15 protein-coding genes and 1 riboswitch are annotated in these 16,517 nt (G+C 43.1%); of the genes, 14 read left to right on the forward strand and 1 reads right to left on the reverse strand.

All coding sequences use genetic code 11. The annotated features are described in order from the left end of the window. Positions 1-574 precede the first annotated feature (574 nt). The 13 genes from rpoD (at position 575) to yfaE (ending at position 13,512) form a co-directional block, all read left to right on the forward strand. A complete protein-coding gene (rpoD, locus tag RAH45_RS07910; protein ID WP_193029956.1) occupies positions 575-2,494 on the forward strand; it encodes an RNA polymerase sigma factor RpoD in 1,920 nt (639 codons plus the stop codon). A gap of 264 nt (positions 2,495-2,758) precedes the next feature. Then, positions 2,759-4,006 carry a multidrug effflux MFS transporter gene (locus tag RAH45_RS07915; protein ID WP_306495110.1) on the forward strand — a complete coding sequence of 416 codons (1,248 nt, stop codon included), beginning with the start codon at positions 2,759-2,761 and terminating at the stop codon, positions 4,004-4,006. Next, positions 3,993-4,583, forward strand: coding sequence for a TetR/AcrR family transcriptional regulator (locus RAH45_RS07920; protein ID WP_306495111.1), 591 nt, complete (start codon positions 3,993-3,995; stop codon positions 4,581-4,583). Before RAH45_RS07915 ends, RAH45_RS07920 begins: the two co-directional genes overlap by 14 nt. A gap of 125 nt (positions 4,584-4,708) precedes the next feature. Then, a riboswitch (TPP riboswitch) is annotated at positions 4,709-4,826 on the forward strand. Between the two features lie 122 nt (positions 4,827-4,948). After that, positions 4,949-5,596: a thiaminase II gene (tenA, locus tag RAH45_RS07925; RefSeq protein WP_306495112.1), complete on the forward strand. Its 648-nt coding sequence runs from the start codon at positions 4,949-4,951 to the stop codon at positions 5,594-5,596. 86 nt (positions 5,597-5,682) lie between these two features. Continuing rightward, on the forward strand, positions 5,683-6,381 hold the full coding sequence (locus tag RAH45_RS07930) for a class I SAM-dependent DNA methyltransferase (protein ID WP_306495113.1): 699 nt from the start codon (positions 5,683-5,685) through the stop codon (positions 6,379-6,381). A gap of 221 nt (positions 6,382-6,602) precedes the next feature. After that, complete coding sequence (locus RAH45_RS07935; RefSeq protein ID WP_286797783.1) at positions 6,603-6,914, forward strand: YbeD family protein; 312 nt, start codon at positions 6,603-6,605, stop codon at positions 6,912-6,914. Positions 6,915-7,465: 551 nt separating this feature from the next. Continuing rightward, positions 7,466-9,742, forward strand: coding sequence for a class 1a ribonucleoside-diphosphate reductase subunit alpha (gene nrdA / locus RAH45_RS07940; protein ID WP_306495114.1), 2,277 nt, complete (start codon positions 7,466-7,468; stop codon positions 9,740-9,742). Positions 9,743-9,835: 93 nt separating this feature from the next. Next, complete coding sequence (locus RAH45_RS07945; RefSeq protein ID WP_289048418.1) at positions 9,836-10,705, forward strand: DUF2806 domain-containing protein; 870 nt, start codon at positions 9,836-9,838, stop codon at positions 10,703-10,705. 245 nt (positions 10,706-10,950) lie between these two features. Further along, a complete protein-coding gene (locus RAH45_RS07950; RefSeq protein ID WP_306495115.1) occupies positions 10,951-11,202 on the forward strand; it encodes a type II toxin-antitoxin system Phd/YefM family antitoxin in 252 nt (83 codons plus the stop codon). Further along, positions 11,192-11,479 carry a type II toxin-antitoxin system RelE family toxin gene (locus tag RAH45_RS07955; RefSeq protein ID WP_306495116.1) on the forward strand — a complete coding sequence of 96 codons (288 nt, stop codon included), beginning with the start codon at positions 11,192-11,194 and terminating at the stop codon, positions 11,477-11,479. The genes RAH45_RS07950 and RAH45_RS07955 overlap by 11 nt, the downstream gene beginning before the upstream one ends. Positions 11,480-11,501: 22 nt before the next feature. Further along, positions 11,502-11,873: a hypothetical protein gene (locus RAH45_RS07960; protein WP_306495117.1), complete on the forward strand. Its 372-nt coding sequence runs from the start codon at positions 11,502-11,504 to the stop codon at positions 11,871-11,873. Positions 11,874-11,950: 77 nt separating this feature from the next. Beyond that, entirely contained in the window at positions 11,951-13,084 is a 1,134-nt protein-coding gene (nrdB, locus tag RAH45_RS07965) for a class Ia ribonucleoside-diphosphate reductase subunit beta (RefSeq protein WP_144296877.1), read from the forward strand. A 161-nt stretch (positions 13,085-13,245) separates the two neighbouring features. Further along, positions 13,246-13,512, forward strand: coding sequence for a class I ribonucleotide reductase maintenance protein YfaE (gene yfaE / locus RAH45_RS07970; RefSeq protein WP_068408173.1), 267 nt, complete (start codon positions 13,246-13,248; stop codon positions 13,510-13,512). A gap of 118 nt (positions 13,513-13,630) precedes the next feature. Here yfaE and RAH45_RS07975 read toward each other — a convergent pair whose 3' ends face one another. Further along, positions 13,631-14,965 carry a S1C family serine protease gene (locus tag RAH45_RS07975; RefSeq protein WP_306495118.1) on the reverse strand — a complete coding sequence of 445 codons (1,335 nt, stop codon included), beginning with the start codon at positions 14,963-14,965 and terminating at the stop codon, positions 13,631-13,633. A gap of 416 nt (positions 14,966-15,381) precedes the next feature. Between RAH45_RS07975 and RAH45_RS07980 the strand changes: the two genes are divergently transcribed. Further along, positions 15,382-16,263 (forward strand): Nif3-like dinuclear metal center hexameric protein, encoded by an 882-nt coding sequence (locus RAH45_RS07980; RefSeq protein WP_306495119.1) that lies wholly within the window; start codon positions 15,382-15,384, stop codon positions 16,261-16,263. Positions 16,264-16,517: the final 254 nt, after the last annotated feature.

The following is a 16,517-nucleotide window of genomic DNA, read 5'->3' on the forward strand; positions in this document are numbered from 1 at the left end:
CAGCAGTTGCCCCCACTATTAATGATTATGCCCAGTTGCATATTGAGCGCCAAAGCAAGCGCTGGTTAAAAAATGATAAAAACGTCATGGCTAAGAAATAATCATCAATACAGATAATAAATGCCTGCGAGATTCACTAGCTTGTGCTTGATGAGGCTGGTCTGTGTTAAACTGTGTCGCTGTATATTTCTAGCCCAATTTAATAGATAACAATACGCCCATATTATTGAGTAGCATCTTTGGTGCAAGCGCAATTCTAGCGAACAACTTTTAAAGCGTTTTTTAGACTATTCACTTTAAATGCTTTTAGATTTTAAACCGCCATTTTAAGCAAGTTTAAGTAACGGTATTTTTTTAGGTGAGCGTGTTTTGACGTATTTATGCAGGAACAATTTTTAGCGGTTTTTTAGTATTGTAATTGTCGTATTTTGAGCCTTTATTCATATCCACTCATTTTTGTTATTATTGACAACCTTTACGCCATATTTTGATGAATCGATTGATTATATCAACGCACCCGTAAGCGTTAGCGAGTCACAATATAAAAATGTCCGATACAAGCAAGCGAGTATTTATGAACGATAAGTCAGTTTCTAAGTCCACATCTCAACTGGCCACCTTAATCCAAATGGGTAAAGAGCAAGGGTATTTAACCTATGCCGAGGTGAATGACCAACTGCCCGACTCTATTACTGAAAGTGATCAGATTGAAGATATCGTGCAAATGCTAACGGACGTTGGCATTAAAATTTTTGAATCTGCGCCCGACGCTGATGACATCTTGATGAACGATGATTCAAGCGATGATGACATGGCAGCCGATGAGGCCGCAGCAGTATTGGCCTCGGTTGAGACCGAGCCGGGTCGCACCACTGACCCTGTGCGTATGTATATGCGTGAGATGGGTACGGTTGACCTTTTAACCCGCGAAGGCGAGATTGCCATTGCTAAGCGTATCGAAGAAGGTATTCGTGACGTACAGCATGCCATGGCTTACTGGCCGGGTACGGTACAGTTTGTCCTTGATGAGTACGAAAAGGTACAAGACGGCGAGAAAAAACTGTCCGACGTTATCACAGGCTTTTTAGACCCTGAAACCGAAGAAGATAAAATCGCCGCACAAGAAGCCAAAGACGCAGCAAAAGAAGAGCGCGAGCGTATCAAAGAAGAAAAAGAAAATCCGCCTGTCATCAAAGCAAAAGCCAATGCCAAATTGGCGCTTGACGATGATGATGAAGACGAAGAAGAGGTTGAAGAAGAAGCCGAAGAAGAAACCGGCGGTATCGACCCAGAAGAAGTTCGTCTGCGTTTAGAAGAGATTGAGAACCTGTTTATCAAAGCCAAGCAAGCTTTGCTTGATTATGGCCGTGGTAGCGTAGAAGCGGAAGCAGCTTATGCCCTGCTTGCTGAGCGCTTTATGATGCTCAAGCTCAATAATCGCTTATCAGACCAAGTCATGGCAATCATGCATGATGTCTATGACGATGTGCGTAAGCATGAGCGTCAAATCATGCGTTTGGTGATTCGCCGTGGCCGTATGCCGCGTGACGAGTTCCGTAAGACTTTCCCAAGCAATGAAACCAACGTCGATTGGCTGATTGAACGTATTAAAGGTAAGCCTGCGTTTGCTGGCACGCTAGAAAAAGTCGCCGACGATGTGATTTTATTGCAGCGCCGCATTCGTGACTACGAGCAGCAGCTCGATATGAAAATCCATGATATGAAAGACGTCGCACGCCGTATGGCTGTCGGTGAAGCTAAAGCACGCCGCGCCAAAAAAGAAATGGTCGAAGCTAACTTACGTCTTGTTATCTCTATCGCTAAAAAATATACCAACCGTGGCCTGCAATTCTTGGACTTAATCCAAGAAGGTAACATCGGTCTGATGAAAGCAGTCGATAAATTTGAATATCGCCGTGGTTATAAGTTCTCAACTTATGCGACATGGTGGATTCGTCAGGCAATCACCCGCTCTATCGCTGACCAAGCGCGTACCATCCGTATCCCTGTGCATATGATTGAGACTATTAATAAGATAAACCGTGTCTCTCGTCAGTTGCTACAAGAAATGGGACGTGAGCCGACACCTGAGGAATTGGGCGAACGCTTAGAGATGGACGAAGTCAAAGTCCGCAAAGTGCTCAAAATTGCCAAAGAGCCTATCTCAATGGAGACACCTATTGGTGATGATGAAGATTCACACCTAGGTGATTTCATCGAAGATGGTACGATTTCAAGCCCAGTTGACGATGCGACGGCGGCTGGTCTACAAGAAGCCACGCGTGATGTCTTGAGCAATCTGACTGAGCGTGAAGCACGCGTCCTTAAAATGCGCTTTGGTATCGATATGCCAACCGATCATACGTTAGAGGAAGTCGGTAAGCAGTTTGATGTCACGCGTGAGCGTATCCGTCAGATTGAGGCAAAAGCGCTACGTAAATTGCGTCATCCTTCACGTTCTGAGCATCTGCGCTCGTTCTTAGAAAATGACTAATTTATCTAGACATGCTTCATTGTCTAAAAGTTTCTTAAAATTACATCAAAAAAGCTGAGCATGTCTCAGCTTTTTTGTGCCTGTTATTTAATGGTAGTTAGTAGTTAATTATTAGCTTTTATCTATTGAATATTAAGCCGCTATAGCATTACATAAGCAATTGACTCATAAAAATATTGCCTTTATTTAAAATAGCGAGTATAACTACCTACCGTTCGGTAGTTATACAAAGTTAAATAGATAAATAGTTAGTAGTGCACTCTTATGAATAAACAAACCAATGTAAAACACATCAATCTCAAAGCCGTCATCTCTCTTGCCATCATTGTGGCGCTTGGCCCTGCAGCGATTGACATGTATTTAGCCTCAATGCCAAACATGGCAACAGACCTCAATACCTCCTACGCCACCACACAAATCACCTTGACCGTCTTTCTTATCTTTATGGGCTTAGGGCAACTGGTCTTTGGTCCCGTATCTGACGCCATCGGGCGCATCACACCATTATTTGCAGGCTTACTGGCATATATTGGCGCTTCCGTATGGGCGATGTGGTCACAAAGTATTGAAAGCCTAATCTTTGCCCGTATCTTGCAAGGTCTTGGCGCCTCGATGGCTATCGTGGTGGTGATGAGCATGGTACGCGACTTAGTCGATGGACCAAAAGCGGCACAAATTTATGCTTTATTAAATACCATTGTGGCATTAGGTCCAATCGTCGCGCCAGCAATCGGTGGTATCGTCGGTGCGCATTATGGTTGGCGCGGCGTCATGTTTATTTTGGCGGCGTTAGGTATGATTGTGCTGATTAATACGCTGTTGAATATCAAAGAAACTTTGCCAAAAGACAAGCGCATTCAATTAAATATAAAAAATATTACAGGCATTTATATCGCTATATTAAAAAACAAAACCTTTGTCTTTAATCTATTTGCGCTATCTGCGGTGTATTTCTTTTTGTTTGCCTACATCGGTGGTTCTGCTTATGTCTATCAAACCGGCTACGGTCTTAGCCTAGAGCAATTTGGTTTTGTCTTTGGCTTGACCAGCATCAGTCTAATTTTAGGTGCTTCTTCCACCGCTTATTTGGTCAAAAAAATATCAGCGTCACATTTGGCTTTAATCGGTGCCGGTGTCATGATGCTCGGTAGTGCCGTCTGCATCGTCGCTTATCTACTATCAATGGGTTTGGTCGGTATTGTCACTGGCATTGCCTTGGGATTATTTGGTCTTGGCGTATTGGAGGCGACGTTGATGGCAATTGCAATGGACTCGCAGCGCAGCGCTTTGGGCTCAAGCGCGGCTTTATTGGGCGCCATTCCTATGTTACTCTCATCTACTGCCACGCCCATCGCGGGACAATTGGTCGAAATAAACACTTTATATTGGTTAATCTTGCTAGGTGTTATGGGGCCGATTATTTTGGCGTTGGTTTATTTTAGTTCTAGAAGTTTAAAACCTGATAGCACTGTCGCCACACCATCATTAGAGGAGGCCTATGCAAAGTCATAAACCACGCTCAAGCGCTAAGCAACGTATTATTGATGCCGCGTTTGAGCCTTTTTTTATGCACGGCTATGAGGGCGCATCACTCAGTGATATTGCCAAGGCTGTGGGCATCCGCAAAGCCTCTCTCTATACGCATTTTGCCAGTAAAGAAGCGATATACTTAGAATTACTACAAGATGCGCTCGAGTTAGAATGTGCATTTATTGAATCATGCTTTGCGACGGTTAGTGAATTCCCTGCTCCCGGTGAAGCGTATTGCCGAGCGTTTGAAGTACGTTATGAAAGCGCAATTACCTTACGGTTTTTAATTCGCATGGCCTATGCCGCACCTGTGCATTTGACTAATACCAGCGCGGCGACTTTTAATGTCTATATAAAGGTGTTGACTGAGCAAATACAGCTGGCTCTGAAGCCTTATGAGCTCGACTCTGCGCAACTAGCGCTTTATACCGACGCCTATTTAGGCGTTATCGATAGCTTAAGTGTGGAGCTACTATATGCAGAAGGCTTATATGAGCGCCGTTTTAAAGCCATGCTGATGCTCTACCACACTGCCATTGCGCAGCTTACTAAAAAATAACTTTCTAAATGTACGTTACTTTTATATATGGTTGTTTGAGCATCGCTTGCTAATGATGACTGTTCTCGCCTATCATAGGGACGCTTGGTCATCTTATAACCATAAAGACCAACATTTGAATCATAAAAACCTTGTCGGGGTGCTTTGATTTTGACGCTTTAACTACAATCAAAATCATGGCTGAGAGTTACCCGCGAACCTGATGCAGTTAGCACTGACGTAGGAAACAAGCGTGTCGATATATAAGTCACAATTACTTTATGTTTTGCCAATCTATTTAACCTAGACTGGCAAATTTATTGTGCCTTATTATCTCTTTTTTTCTGCCATTTGCTTACTGCACTTTATAACAGTAAGTGAAAACTATGGATTACCAAACACTACGCAATAACTGTCCGACTTGGGATGCTTATATTGGACATGATTTTGTCAATCAACTGGCAGCAGGAACGCTCGCCCCTGACAGCTTTCGCCATTACCTTGTGCAAGACTATTTATACTTAATTCACTATACCCGCGTGATGGCACTGAGCGTATATAAGAGCGACACGCTGGCACAAATGCGCGTCGGTCAAGCCGGTATCAACGCCATGCTTGATTTGGAAATTGGCATGTATTTAGACTTTTGTCAGCAGTGGGGAATCGCGCTTGAGGAAGTTGAAAACGCTCCTGAATCGCCAGCCACCATTGCCTACAGCCGTTATATCTTAGATGCGGCAATGTCAGGCTCGCTAGCTGAGCTCTATGCTGCAATTGCACCTTGCTTGATGGGTTATGGGGAAATTGGTAAGTCTATAAAAGAACAAGGATCTATCGCTGATAATCCGTATCAGCCATGGATTGACGTGTTTTCCAGTCAGGAGTTTCAAGTAATTACCGCACAAAACGAAGCACAAATTAATACGCTATTAGCCGATGCCAGCCCTGCTCAAGCAGCCAAGTTCCAATACTTATTTAATGCCGCAGCGCGTATGGAAGTCAATTTTTGGCAGCAGGCGTTAGATTTGTCTTAATTTATAAACAATCTGGCTTGGTTCTAAAAAAGCCCTCTAGAATCAAAAATAATGATCAATAATAACGATCCACAAGGAGAAACATCATGGCAGCATTCGATGAACACGCAAGCGCGTATGACAGTTGGTTTTTTGACAATCAAAATCTGCTGACCAGCGAGCTAAAGCTGGTCGCTCACTTCTTAGATAAAGACAGTGAGATATTGTCTGTCGGCTGTGGTAGCGGACTGTTTGAGTCTCTACTGGCAAAAGACTATGACATTCATATCAAATATGGTATCGAGCCGTCAAAAGATATGGCTGAAGTCGCTGAGAAGCGCGGCTTACAAGTAGATATCAGCCCTGCCGAAACCTGCGAGATTGAGCCCAATAAGTTTGACATCATCATGTTTAACGGCAGCGTCAGCTATATCAGCGATTTAGATGCCTGTATAAAAAAAGCCTTTGGCGCTCTAAAAACGGGCGGCAAACTTATCCTGATTGATGTGCCAAAAGAAAGTGGCTTTGCCAGCTTATATAACCTTGCCAGCGCGGTAGATACGTGGGAGCATCCACTACTTGCGCACATCTCGCCTGCTGATCCTTATCCTATCGAGCTGGTGAAGTCAGCTAACTGGCGTACCTCTGATGAAAAACTCGCCTTAATGCAAGCCAATGGTTTCGTTGATTTTGAATATGCGCAGACTTTATTGACCCATCCTATGTATGCCAACGACAAAGTCCAAGAGGTCATCGAAGGCTATGATCGCGGCGACTACGTGGCAATTTGTGGTTATAAAAAATAACGGTTTTAATGTGCGTTATCGCTGGCTGACACTTGAATAATACGCCGAACGCCCTTATAAATGGTGCATAAAGCGCTTATCATATTTCAATAAAAAATAAGGACCACATCATGACTGATGATCCAAAAGACACCACTACTCCAAACACTGACAACTCGAGCACCGAAAGTCAAGGCAGCAATGCTAGTCCAACGTCGAAAAGAGAAGTTAAAGTGACAGAATTGGTCGCTAATGACGGTATCTTAAAAGGCAAAAAAACCGATGTGCAAAACCCTGAGCTGTGGGAGTTCCCAATGAACTATCCAATGAGCATCATCGGTCATGAAGGTGAGCACGAAAGCTTGCTTAATGAAGTGAAGCTTATCTTGGGTAGCCAATTCCCTGAGTTTGATTTGGCCTCTATGGAAGTCAAACCCTCAAAAACAGGACGCTTCCATTCGGTACGTGCCAATTTATACTTAACCACCGTTGAGCAAGTGAACACGCTTTATGCGGCGCTTGATAATGCAAGAACCGTACGTATGGTGGTTTAAAGTCAGTTTTGTTAATTTTATAAAATCTAGCCCGTTTTTCATCCGAATCGTCACTCATATGGGTGGCGATTTTTTATTGTCTGCGGTACAATCTCCACCCGAAATATAACTGCTATTTAGACAATTGGCCTTTATAAATTTAGCCAACAATAAAAAGTAAATCCGCGCCATTTTTTACAAAACTTTTATTATTTTTCTTATCGGCATCTAACCCTTATCCCATCGTCCTTTGCCAAAATTTGGACACGCTTTACCCTCGCATCAACATAGTTTGCCCTTAAAATCAATATAGCATTTTCAAAATTTTCCCGCTATATTGTGCCCACCTACTAACAAATACGCTATATGTAGTGCTCAGTGATTTGAATCGTCACTATGAGCTGCGGCATCGTTTTGCCTAAAAAAACATCTGCCATGACAGGATATCTTGTCTTAAAACAGATAGCGTCTGAAAGATAGCGTGACAAAGCATGTCTGCCAGATTTAACCGCGCAGCAGCCTATAAAGCAACATTATAAATAACTACCTAGCAATCAACTTACGAGGTCAGCATGACACATATCGATAATATCAAAGTAACCAAACGTGATGGACGTTTAGAGCCCATTGATTTAGACAAAATTCATAAGGTTATCGAGTGGGCAGCTCATGATTTAGATAATGTGTCGGTATCGCAAGTTGAGCTAAAGTCGCATATTCAGTTTTATGATGGCATCAGAACGCGTGATATTCACGAAACCATCATCAAGTCAGCCGCCGACCTTATCTCTGAAACCACGCCTGACTATCAGTATTTAGCCGCGCGCTTGGCCATCTTCCATTTACGTAAAATTGCTTATAACAAATTTACCCCGCCGCATCTGTATGACCATGTCAAAACGTTGACCGATGCTGGTAAATATGACGAACATATCCTAGCCGACTATAGCCGCGCAGAATTTAATGAATTAGAAGCATACCTCGACCACTGGCGCGATATGAATTTGGCTTATGCTGCCGTTGAGCAAATGGCGGGCAAATACCTTGTCCAAGACCGCGTGACCAAAACCGTTTACGAGAGCCCGCAGTTCTTATATATGCTCGTTGGCATGTGTTTGTTTGCCAATTATGACAAGGGCGAGCGCTTAAGCTATGTCAAACGCTTTTATGATGCGACCTCACAATTTAAAATCTCGCTACCAACGCCCATCATGTCAGGTGTACGTACGCCGTCGCGCCAGTTTAGCTCGTGCGTCCTAATCGAATGTGGTGATAGCCTAGACTCTATCAACGCCACCACCAGTGCCATCGTCCGTTATGTGTCGCAGCGTGCTGGCATCGGCATCAACGCTGGTCGTATCCGCGCCCTTGGTAGCCCTATCCGTGGCGGCGAAGCACAGCATACTGGCTGTATTCCATTCTACAAACTGTTCCAAACGGCGGTGAAATGCTGCTCACAAGGCGGCGTACGCGGCGGTGCAGCGACGTTATTCTACCCATTATGGCATTTAGAAGTTGAGTCATTATTGGTGCTAAAAAACAACCGCGGCGTCGAAGACAACCGTGTCCGTCATATGGACTACGGCGTCCAGCTAAATAAAACCATGTATACCCGTTTGATTAAAGGTCAAGATATCTCGCTGTTTTCACCGTCTGATGTTCCAGGCTTATATGATGCATTCTTTGAAGATCAAGATAAATTTGAAGCGCTATATACCAAGTACGAGAATGACCCTAACATTCGTAGCCGTCAAATTCCAGCAACGGAATTGTTTAGCTTAATGATGCAAGAGCGCGCCAGCACTGGTCGTATCTATATCCAAAACGTCGACCATTGCAACACCCATAGCCCATTTGACGCCACAGTTGCACCGATTCGCCAGTCAAATCTATGTATGGAAATCGCGCTACCGACCAAGCCACTTGATAATATCAATGACGAAACTGGCGAGATTGCCCTTTGTACGTTATCAGCAGTCAACTTAGGCAAAGTTGAAAATGTTAGCGATATCGAAGAGCCAGCCGAACTAATCGTCCGCGCCCTTGATGCCCTGCTCGACTATCAAGACTATCCAGTGAAAGCGGCTGAAAACGGCAGTATGCGTCGTCGTACCTTAGGCGTTGGCGTGATTAACTATGCGTATTACTTAGCGAAGAATGGCGTACGCTATTCAGATGGCAGCGCGCATGGTCTAACGCATCAAACCTTTGAAGCGTTGCAATTTTATCTCTTAAAAGCCTCGAACAAACTGGCCAAAGAGCAAGGCGCATGCCCTGCCTTTAATGAGACCACCTACTCGCAAGGTATCTTACCGATTGATACCTATAAAAAAGACTTGGATCAAATCTGCCAAGAGCCGCTACATCTCGATTGGGAAACGCTACGCACTGAGATTACCACTCATGGTCTGCGCAACTCTACCCTAACTGCCTTGATGCCGTCTGAGACCTCTAGCCAGATTGCCAACGCGACTAACGGTATCGAGCCACCACGCGGTTTGGTGTCTATCAAAGCGTCAAAAGATGGCATCCTAAAACAAGTCGTGCCTGAGATTGATAAGCTAAAAGATCAGTACGAGCTACTATGGCAAATGCCGAATAATGACGGTTACCTAAAGCTGGTCGCTATCATGCAAAAATTCGTCGATCAAAGTATCTCTGCCAATACCAACTACGATCCTGTTCGTTATGAAGGTGGCCGTGTACCAATGAAGATATTGCTTAAAGATCTGCTAAACGCGTATAAGCTTGGCGTGAAAACGTTGTATTATCACAACACTCGTGATGGTGCGAATGATGCGCAAGCGGATATGGAAGATGATTGTGCTGGCGGTGCATGTAAGATCTAGAGTTATATAAAATATAGAGCAACTTGAATTTAACAAAGTTAAACTCAAGTTGCTGCTATTACTAGTCGAATACTTGATTATGGAAAGCAGATTATGACTACTGGTAATTCTTTAATAAACTTAGGCGATTTATCGCAACCTGTGACCACATTAATTGAAAAAATATCTAATGCTATTGGTGTTATCTACGAACCAACTAAAATAAGAAGGAATGCTAAGGCGGAAGTAGAAGCGCATCGTATCACGGTACTTGCAGGTTTAGATTTACAGAATGAAGTAGAGCATAGAGCTATGCAACGTATGCTAGTTCAAGAAACAAGAAAACAGAATAATATCGAAAATATCATTCAAAAAACAGTTGAAGAACTACCTGAAGATGCTCAGGTTGATAGTCTTAATGAAGACTGGTTGGCAAACTTTTTTGATAAATGTGAGAATATTTCGGATGAAGTAATGCAAACCATGTGGTCGAAAATACTTACTGACGAGGCTTCTAGGCCTGGAGCATTCTCAAAAAGAACTATCGGTATAGTATCAAATATAAGTAAAGCAGAAGCTGAAACCTTTAGTAGGTTTTGTCAGTTTGTTTGGAATTTAGGCTTTCCATGTCCTATTGTTTTTAATATCAATGAAGACAAAATACTTCTTGAAAACGATATACTTTTCTCTGATTTGAATCATTTACAAGCAATTGGCCTGATTACAATAAGTTCTTCGGAGAGCTATATAGTAAATATAATTAACAAAAAGCTAACTTATAAGTATTTCAATAAAACAATGCTGTTTGAAGTTCCAGAGGAAATGAATAATAAATTACCAGTTGGTGCTTGTCTTTTGACTGAGGCGGGCATGGAGTTATTCAAAATTTGCAAACCTCAATCTAATGTAGAATATTTAAATAACATATTTAAAATTTATGAAGAAAAAGGTATTGTTGTGAAAGATATTACAGCAAATCTATAGCAAACATAGCCAGTGTGGGTTGAATGGAGCTTGCGACACCAACCTACACAAAAATATCCAACTTTATAGCTTATGTTTGCTCGTGATGTAGGTTGCGCCCAGCGCACCGATGATATGAAAATTGTGTTTAAAGGTGCGCAAGGCACACCCTACAAATTACGCGCAAATAGATTAACAATTAAGACCTAATTTTCGTGCTAATATTAGCCCTATATTTAGAGCGTAATATTAGCGGAGAATAAATCATGCAACCAATATTTGCAACACAGACAGCCAGTATCTCAGAGTTAAAGACCAACCCTTCAGCCCTGATTAAACAATCAGACGGTGAATCCATTGCTATTTTAAACCACAACAAACCCGTGGCTTACTTGGTTTCCACAGATATGTATGAGCGCATGATGGAAGCGATGGACGATATGGCATTAAGCCAAACGGTCAGCACACGGATGAATGACGGGCAAATACCTGTAAAGGTTACATTGGATGACTTATAATCTTGAATTTCATCCTTTGGCGTTAAAAGAATGGAAAAAGCTAGCGCCCAGTATTCAGCAGCAGTTTAAGAAAAAATTACAGCAGCGGTTAGCAAATCCGCGTGTGCCTGCGTCAAAACTCTCAGGACGTACAGACGCCTATAAAATCAAACTACGCACCATCGGCTATCGTCTGGTATATACCGTCAAAGATGATGTCGTCGTGGTTTATGTATTAGCCGTAGGCAAAAGAGAAAATAACAAAGTATATGAGGCGCTTGCGACTCGCCAGCCATAATTAAAACACAGAAAGAATAAAAATGACGGAGGTCATAGACGTGCAATATACCGCAATCATCAAAGACGGTGGTTTATTTATCCCTAATGTATTTTCCGACCTAAATGATGGTAACTCGCATATCGTGCAGGTAGCAGTCGATATCGACGAAGTTCGTCAGCAATTAGATAGTAGCGCAGTAGAAAAGATGGACGCGCCAAGACCAGCAAAAAAATCCGTTAAAAAGCAGACAAAAAAAGAAGTTCAGAAAGCCGCAGAGGTAGAATTAAGTACGCTGCGTAAAAGCGCTATCGATGAGCTAGAAGGCTTAGACGATAGTGAGCTTAGCGAGATTTTTAAAGCGTATATGAATGATGGACAAGAACCGACCCAAATATCTTTAGAGAACTTATAACGCCCTTTTGAAAGTATTTTTCAGGCGGCATTTTCAAACTTTTGATTCACAACTGTAGCACTTATAAAGGTGGAACTATGACTTACTCGATTTTTTCTCAAACGCCAAACAATGCGCTAACAGAGCCGATGTTTTTTGGTCAACCGGTCAACGTGGCGCGTTATGACCAACAAAAACACCCTATCTTTGAGCAGTTGATTGAAAAGCAGCTGTCGTTCTTTTGGCGTCCAGAAGAAGTCGACGTTTCAAAAGACCGTATCGATTATGGCAACCTGTCGTCGCATGAGCAGCATATTTTTATCAGTAACCTAAAGTATCAGACCCTACTCGACTCTATCCAAGGTCGTAGCCCAAACGTGGTGCTATTGCCGCTGGTGTCAATTCCTGAGCTTGAGACGTGGATTGAGACGTGGACGTTTTCTGAGACCATTCACTCGCGCAGCTACACCCATATCATTCGTAATATCGTCAATGATCCCGGCGTGGTCTTCGATGATATTATGCAAAATGAGCACATCTTAGAGCGCGCCTCTGATATCGCCAAGTATTACGATGATTTGTACTACGACTCACAGCTTTATAATATGTATGGCGCAGGCACGCATACCGTCAATGGCAAAGAAGTGACCGTTAGCTTAAAATCGCTGAAAAAGCAGCTGTATTTATGCTTGATGGCGGTTAACGTCTTAGAAGCCATTCGTTTTTATGTGTCATTTGCCTGCTCGTTTGCCTTTGCTGAGCGTAAGTTAATGGAAGGTAACGCTAAGATTATTAAATTAATCGCCCGTGATGAAGCGCTGCATTTAACAGGTACGCAGCATATCCTAAACTTGATGCGTAATGGTCGTGACGATCCAGAAATGGTTGAGATTGCCAATGAGTGCTATGCAGAAAGCATCGAAATCTTTACCAAAGCGGCGCAGCAAGAAAAAGAATGGGCGGGTTATCTGTTTAAAGACGGCTCAATGATCGGCTTAAATAAAGACATCCTTTGCCAATATATCGAATATATCACCAATTTACGTATGGAAGCGGTTGGCTTACCAGTAGCGTTCCCGAACTCAAAATCAAACCCGATTCCATGGATCAATACGTGGTTGTCGTCTGATAACGTGCAAGTTGCGCCGCAAGAGACAGAAATCAGCTCGTACTTGGTCGGTCAAATTGATTCAGATTTATCCAATAGCGACTTTGATGATTTTGAACTTTAAGAGCTTTGAGCTTTAAACGTTTGGCTTTAAGTACATGATTGTCATGGCTTAATCTTACTATTTTAAGGTTAGGCCACTACCGTTTTAGTAAGATTTTATGATTAAAAAGTACCATTAAAGGCACTTTATATGCGATGGGAAAATTAAGATAAGGTTGAATTATGACTTGGGTAATGACGAGTAAGAAGCAATTCTACTTGCATGATGACGAAAGTCTGCTCGATGGATTGCTACGCACCGGACATGATATCAATTATCAGTGTAAGGAAGGCTATTGTGGCAGTTGCCGCATCAAGCGCATCGCCAGCTCACACGTTATTGATTATCCGTTTGAGCCGCTTGCTATGATTGAAGAGGACGAAATCTTGCCCTGCTGCTGTCGCGTGCAGGGCGTCATTTATATCAATCACGAGCTAATAGAAAAGTAGCTGCCAAATTCATAGAGTTATGATTAAAAAAACATGCTAATAAAAAAGCGCGCTATCTTCAAAATAGCGCGCTTTTTTTATTTTTTAAATTCCACAGTAATATGTGTAAACCATACTTTTATAAAGGTGCGCCATCTCTTTCAAATAACTGCAATAGCTCTTCGCGCATACGGTCACGCTCCGCTTCTGACATCATTGGCACTTCTTCTCCATCATTTTGTAGACTAGGATCGCCCATACCACCTAGCGTTTCATCGTGAATGATAACAGGGCGCGCCATAGGTTCTTGCGCTGGACGCTCTTCTAGCAGGATTTTTACTTGCTTGTTTTTGCCTTGGCGTAAGACTTGAGCGTTAAGCGTGGTATTTGGTGCCTTACGAGCGACATATTGGATTAAGGTATTGGCATCTGTCATCTCAATACCGTCAATTGACAAAATAATATCGCCAATGCGTAAGCCACTCTTAGCCGCTGGACTTTTAGGAACGACATTAAATACTTCGACACCTGTTGAAGTTTCAAGCTGGGTGGGGTCGCGCAGCTGTGATTGGATTTCGATACCGAGCCAACCACGGCTAACCTTTCCATCTTTAATAATCGCATTCATCACTTGCTCAACGATGGCAGTAGGAATGGCAAAACCAATACCCATCGAACCGCCAGAGCGCGAGTAAATAGCGGTATTAATACCAATGAGCTCGCCGTAAGCATCAACCAGCGCGCCACCTGAGTTACCCGGATTGATCGCCGCATCGGTTTGGATAAAGTCTTCAAACTTATTAACGCCAAGTCCTGTTCGCCCTGTCGCCGAGATAATACCTTGTGTCACCGTCTGACCAACCCCGAATGGATTACCAATCGCCAATGCCACATCGCCAACACGAATAGGGTCTTTACGGAAACCAAGGGGCGCTAAATCAGTCATATCAACTTTAATCACCGCCAAATCACTGTCTGGATCGGTACCAATCAATTTCGCACGACTCTTGCGCCCATCATTAAAGGCAACCGTAATTTCATCAGCTTTTTCAAGGACATGAGCGTTGGTCACGATATAACCATCTTCTGAAACAATGACCCCAGAACCCAAGTTGGTATTGCCCTGCTCTTGGGACGGGCCACCATGAAACTCAAAAAATCGGCGCAATACTGGATCGTTCATATAAGGGTGTTCGGCCATCGTCTGCGTAGTATAGATATTGACGACGGATTGTGACGCGCGAGCAACGCCATTATGATAAGAAGCAATCGGTGCTGGTGTATCGGACGCTGGCACTGACGCTTGCTGCTCGGCAGGCGTCGTTCTAGGCGGCTCCCATGCTTGCTCTGATGCCGTCTTCATACTCGTAAACAACCAAATAAACGCTGCAACCACTATCAGCAACAAAACCCAAGGCAACCACGTTAACGCGCCGGCCTTGTTATTGTTATTGGTATTCCGAGATGACGACATATAAAAACCTCTCTATTTTAAAAATAGTTTTGTGAAAACAGTTTGGTAAAAACAGTGACTGAATGATGACTATACGCAAACGCTTCTAGTTGGGCAATGATGCCTAATAATACCTAAGACAAGATTGAATAATATAAGCGCTACGGATTCTATAGATTCAGGTATGCAAATTATAACTGGCAACATCGATAAATAGTAACGTATCGTGTACCGTTTCAGTTATCCACGTCATCTACTCTTTTACAGCGCCATGCTAAAATGGCGCAATTAAACACCCTAACGACTTAGAGCAAAGTTAATTATAAACAGATATTTTGCTTATTTAGCGGCAATACTTACCACATTGAACGCTTGAAATTTGTAAATAACCAACAATCAAGAACTGTCCGTAACGGCAACAATTATAAGGAAAGACCATGACCGAACACAATAGCTCGACCGAAACCTTAAACCAGCTTTCAAATCAGTTCTCAAGTCAGTTTTTAAGCCAAACGTCAAATAAGACGATTAGCGCGCAAGCTTTGACGGATTTTTGTGACGACTACTTATCAGCAGCAGCCTTTAAAGACTATGCGCCAAATGGCTTGCAAGTAGATGGCGGGCGACCTATCGGGCGTATTGTTACTGGTGTCACCGCCTGTGAGGCGTTGATTGACGCCGCGATTGCTGATAACGCCAATGCTATCGTGGTGCATCACGGCTATTTTTGGAAAGGCGAGCCTGAGACCATCACAGGCATGAAAGGACAGCGTATCCGCAAACTGATGCAGCATGGCATCTCTTTGATTGGCTACCACCTGCCACTCGATGCCCATCCTATTATTGGCAATAATGCCAAACTTGCTGAGTTACTCGATATGAATATCATCGGCGCGCTTTATCCGCATGAGTCGCATCCGGTTGGCAATATTGCCAGCTGCCAGCCGCAAAGCGCTCAAAACCTTATTACCCAGATTACCGCTGCCCTCGGACGAATACCGTTACATATTCCCGCTGCCTACAACGCCGCACCCAACGCTGAGCCTACGCAAGCGGACAGCAGATTGATTGAACGCGTGGGTATCTGTACAGGCGGCGCGCAAGATATGATTGAGCAAGCAGCGCTGATGGGCTGTGATGCTTATATTTCTGGTGAAATATCAGAGCGCACTACCCATAGCGCCCGCGAGCTTGGCATTGATTATTTTGCCTGCGGTCACCATGCGACCGAGCGCGGCGGTATTCAAGCGTTGGGCGAACTGCTGGCTGAGCAATTTGGCCTGCCAGTGACTTTTATTGATATTGACAACCCAGCCTAATCATTAATGCCTAATAATTAAGCGGTTTTATCTACTTGCAATTATTCTCTTACTATTTTAAGCGCTAATTTTAGAGTTTTTCATTAAATACAGAAAATGCTGCTTAAGCGCAATCTTTTCTTATAGCGCTTTTTGTCACTGGCTCAGCCAAAACAAGGGCGTTTTTTACCGTTTATAGTGCTATTGTTAAGTTTTATCGCTAATTTATTAACTACACTTGAATAATATAATGAATATCCGCATATTAGTTCCTG

The organism is Psychrobacter sp. van23A, from assembly GCF_030845275.1.
Lineage (GTDB): Bacteria > Pseudomonadota > Gammaproteobacteria > Pseudomonadales > Moraxellaceae > Psychrobacter > Psychrobacter faecalis.

Coding starts and splice junctions, on each gene's coding strand:
- rpoD (WP_193029956.1), top strand. CDS start 575: ATGAACGATAAGTCAGTTTCTAAGTCCACATCTCAACTGGCCACCTTA.
- RAH45_RS07915 (WP_306495110.1), top strand. CDS start 2,759: ATGAATAAACAAACCAATGTAAAACACATCAATCTCAAAGCCGTCATC.
- RAH45_RS07920 (WP_306495111.1), top strand. CDS start 3,993: ATGCAAAGTCATAAACCACGCTCAAGCGCTAAGCAACGTATTATTGAT.
- tenA (WP_306495112.1), top strand. CDS start 4,949: ATGGATTACCAAACACTACGCAATAACTGTCCGACTTGGGATGCTTAT.
- RAH45_RS07930 (WP_306495113.1), top strand. CDS start 5,683: ATGGCAGCATTCGATGAACACGCAAGCGCGTATGACAGTTGGTTTTTT.
- nrdA (WP_306495114.1), top strand. CDS start 7,466: ATGACACATATCGATAATATCAAAGTAACCAAACGTGATGGACGTTTA.
- RAH45_RS07945 (WP_289048418.1), top strand. CDS start 9,836: ATGACTACTGGTAATTCTTTAATAAACTTAGGCGATTTATCGCAACCT.
- RAH45_RS07950 (WP_306495115.1), top strand. CDS start 10,951: ATGCAACCAATATTTGCAACACAGACAGCCAGTATCTCAGAGTTAAAG.
- RAH45_RS07955 (WP_306495116.1), top strand. CDS start 11,192: ATGACTTATAATCTTGAATTTCATCCTTTGGCGTTAAAAGAATGGAAA.
- RAH45_RS07960 (WP_306495117.1), top strand. CDS start 11,502: ATGACGGAGGTCATAGACGTGCAATATACCGCAATCATCAAAGACGGT.
- nrdB (WP_144296877.1), top strand. CDS start 11,951: ATGACTTACTCGATTTTTTCTCAAACGCCAAACAATGCGCTAACAGAG.
- yfaE (WP_068408173.1), top strand. CDS start 13,246: ATGACTTGGGTAATGACGAGTAAGAAGCAATTCTACTTGCATGATGAC.
- RAH45_RS07975 (WP_306495118.1), bottom strand. CDS start 14,965: ATGTCGTCATCTCGGAATACCAATAACAATAACAAGGCCGGCGCGTTA.
- RAH45_RS07980 (WP_306495119.1), top strand. CDS start 15,382: ATGACCGAACACAATAGCTCGACCGAAACCTTAAACCAGCTTTCAAAT.